Source organism: Pseudomonadota bacterium (genome assembly GCA_026388215.1).
Taxonomy (GTDB): domain Bacteria; phylum Desulfobacterota; class Syntrophorhabdia; order Syntrophorhabdales; family Syntrophorhabdaceae; genus JAPLKF01.
Genome location: JAPLKF010000185.1, coordinates 1 through 3,767, shown reverse-complemented (window position 1 = coordinate 3,767; position 3,767 = coordinate 1). Strand labels below are relative to the sequence as shown.

Annotated in this window: 3 protein-coding genes; all 3 read left to right on the top strand. The window is 43.3% G+C overall.

Features of this window, described 5'->3' with window-relative positions; translation table 11 throughout:
* The coding region (locus NTU69_10090; protein ID MCX5803860.1) for a sodium/proton-translocating pyrophosphatase at positions 1–1,315 on the top strand (1,315 nt) is incomplete at its 5' end.
* Positions 1,316–2,027: 712 nt separating this feature from the next.
* Positions 2,028–3,173, top strand: coding sequence for an ATP-binding protein (locus NTU69_10085; protein ID MCX5803859.1), 1,146 nt, complete (start codon positions 2,028–2,030; stop codon positions 3,171–3,173).
* 164 nt (positions 3,174–3,337) lie between these two features.
* On the top strand, positions 3,338–3,724 hold the full coding sequence (locus NTU69_10080; GenBank protein ID MCX5803858.1) for a four helix bundle protein: 387 nt from the start codon (positions 3,338–3,340) through the stop codon (positions 3,722–3,724).
* Positions 3,725–3,767: the final 43 nt, after the last annotated feature.

Below are 3,767 nucleotides of genomic sequence, written 5' to 3'. Positions count from 1 at the left end.
GCTTTCTGATCTCCCCGCAGAGTACAGTTCACTCTGGTGGGCGCTTTCAATCATCATCAGCTGTGGAACAATTGCCGGTGCCTTAATACCGGAGTTTACAAAGGTATTTACAAGCACAAACTCCCGCCACGTACAGGAGGTTATGAGCTCTGCACGTCAGGGTGGAGCATCCCTCGATATACTTTCAGGTTTTGTGGCAGGTAACTTTTCAGCCTTCTGGGAAGGGCTTGTTATACTCGTTCTCATGTTCATTGCCTATCTTGTATCCAAAAACCCATCTATCATAGCCATAATGCCCAAGGAATTTGTCTTTGCTACACCGGTTTTTGCTTTTGGTCTTGTGGCATTCGGTTTTCTCGGCATGGGTCCTGTAACGATCTGTGTTGACTCTTTCGGGCCTGTAGCAGACAATGCACAATCTGTATATGAACTCTCAAGAATTGAAAGCATACCAAATATAAAAGAGGAAATAAAGAAGGAGTTCGGTTTTGACCCAGATTTTGAAAATGGCAAGGATTACCTTGAAGAGACGGATGGTGCGGGAAATACATTCAAGGCAACAGCAAAACCTGTGCTCATCGGAACAGCAGTTGTCGGTGCAACAACGATGGTCTTTGGTATCATTATTCTCCTTGAACATATGTTTGGAGGAGTAATTGCAAAATTGAGCCTTGTTCAGCCAGAAATCATCCTCGGTCTCTTGATGGGTGGCGCGGTAATCTACTGGTTTACAGGTGCTGCAACACAGGCCGTTGTGACAGGTGCATACCGTGCAGTTGTATTTATCAAGAACAATATCAAGCTGGAAAGCGCTGAGGCAGCATCTATCGAGGATAGCAAGGAAGTTGTAAAGATATGCACGATTTACGCACAGAAGGGCATGATAAACATTTTTGTAGTCATCTTCTTTATGACTCTTGCGCTTTCCTTCTTTAACCCCTACTTCTTCATAGGGTATCTCGTAGCAATCGCATTCTTCGGGCTATTCCAGGCAATCTTCATGGCGAATGCCGGTGCTGCATGGGATAATGCAAAGAAGATTGTGGAAGTGGACCTGAAAGAGAAGGGTACGCCGCTCCATGAAGCAACCGTTATTGGTGATACTGTTGGCGACCCGTTTAAGGATACCTCATCCGTTTCAATGAACCCGGTCATTAAGTTCACAACCCTTTTCGGCTTGCTCGCTACAGAGATTGCGGTTACAATGCAGTCTCAAAGCCTGAAGACAGGAATTGGCATTGTATTCTTAATAGTTGCCCTTGTCTTCATATACCGTTCCTTCTACAGCATGAGAATCGGGGAAGAAAAAATATAAATAAACTTTCGCTCACAAAAAAGCGCCTCTTTGCGGGGCGCTTTTTTATTGAAGAAAGTTGAAAAACTGTTTTTTCTGGTTCACCATTTCTTGGGTACCCACTTGACGAGGAAAAGTGTTCCGACCTGTCTGCCGACAGGCAGGAGGACAATGTTGCTCACATCCGTTCGCAATGAAACCGTACGTGCTGTCTGAGTGCGAAGCACGAGTTCACGAATTGAGTGAATTCCGAGGCCGGGTACCCGCTTGCGGATGGGGTAAGAAACGCGGAGCCGGAGCGTCGAGGGAAACAGTGTTCCGGCAAATAATTTGATTTGGGCAACAGGCTGTCAAGACCCCATTTTTTCCCACAGGCCTACTTTCTTCCTGAAACAGAGTTTTTCATAAATAAGCGATTTATACCGTGTCTCAAGTGGTAATAGTACCAAACCTAATCATTGACAATTCACAAAAGGTGGCTATAATTGATTTTATGGTGATAGTATATTCAATCTGTCACTCACCCACACATACTCATTCTACAGGCCCTACAGTTCGGCTTTAGGAATAGACAAGGCTCTTGAGGAAATTGTCCAGAACAATGGCACCTTATATGATGCGGATGTTGTGGAGACGTCCTCCACTCCTAATATATTGTCAACCTTTCAGTTAATGTCCTTGAAATATCATATATATTTGTTGACATTTCAAGGAACACTGATATACTGTTGTTATGACGTTCATAGAGAGAAAAAAGGATTTCAGAGATATTCAAAAACTGATCAGGTCATTTCCCATTGTAGCCGTACTCGGAGCGCGCCAGTGCGGGAAAACAACCCTTGTCAAGACAATCCCGTATAAACATTATTTCGACCTTGAAAATCCGCGTGATATTGCCCGCCTTGAACAACCTCAGTTAGCCCTGGAAGGATTGAAGGGGATTATTGTCATTGATGAAATTCAAAGAATGCCCGAATTATTTCCGTTAATGCGCTATCTGGTGGATAAAAAACAGGATCAAAAATATATAATCCTGGGAAGTGCTTCAAGAAATCTTTTGCAGCAGAGTTCTGAATCGCTTGCAGGAAGGATCGCTTACTATCAGCTTGGTGGTTTCAGGCCAGCAGATGTTGGATTGAATAGCATCGAAAGACTGTGGTTCCGTGGAGGATTACCAAGATCATATCTGGCTAAATCGGATGAGGAAAGCCGCCTTTGGCGTGAGAACTATATTTCTACATTTTTGGAAAGAGATATACCTCAACTGGGGATTCAAATTCCCTCAAGGATGATGAGGCGATTCTGGACCATGTTAAGTCATTATCACGGTAGTGTAATAAACTATGCTGAACTGGGACGCTCTTTCGGTATCTCTGATATGACGGTTCGCAGGTACTGCGATATTCTGGAAGGAACCTATATGATAAGGGTGCTTCAGCCATGGCATGTGAATATCGGAAAAAGGCTTGTCAAGAGACCAAAAATATATTTACGGGACTCCGGACTTTTTCATTCCCTCATGTCTATAGATATGCCAAAACAACTTCTTTCACATAACAAACTTGGCGCTTCATGGGAGGGGTTTGCCCTCGAACATATCTCCCGGGTTCTTGGTAAAGAAGAACATTCACTATATTTCTGGAGTACCCATGCAGGGGCTGAACTGGATCTTTTCTGGCAGAGCGGAGGGAAAAACTGGGGGATAGAATTTAAGTACATTGATGCACCTCGCATTACAAAGTCAATAAATGTAGCCGTAGAAGACCTCCATCTTGTTTCATTATGGGTAATTTATCCTGGAAGTGAACGATACAAGCTTTCAGAAAAAATCATTGCAATGCCGCTGAGCCATCTCAGAGATAAGTGGGATTATACTTGATCCGCTTCGCCGGAAAAGAGCGCTCAGCTCCTGACGAAAAGTTATTGCAAAAAGCTGATTATAGGCTATAATTGTAATATATTGCCCAATGAAATAAGGATAGTGAATGGTGAAGCGGGTGAGATAAACCGTAACGGTGTATGGGCGTAACGGAGTAACGGCGTATGGGAGAATTTGTAACGAATTACAGAGAGTTGAAGGTTTATCAGAATGCTATGGATACTGCGATGGAAGTATTTCAGTTTACTAAAACGTTTCCGCAGGAGGAAAAATATTCCATGACCGATCAGATTAGACGGTCTTCCCGTTCAGTCTGTGCAAACATTGCCGAAGCATGGCGAAAGAGGAGGTACAAGGCTGCGTTTATTGCAAAATTGAGCGATGCAGAAAGCGAAGCCTGCGAAACTCAGGTATGGATTGAGTTTGCCTATAAATGCGGATTCATAGATAAGCGTCTAAAAGATAAGCTTGATGATACATACGAACATATTATTAGTCAACTTGTTATAATGATAGGTGAATCTGAAAAATGGATGATAAAATTAAAATAAACGCAGTCACTCACACACGCCCATACGCCGTTACTCCGTTACG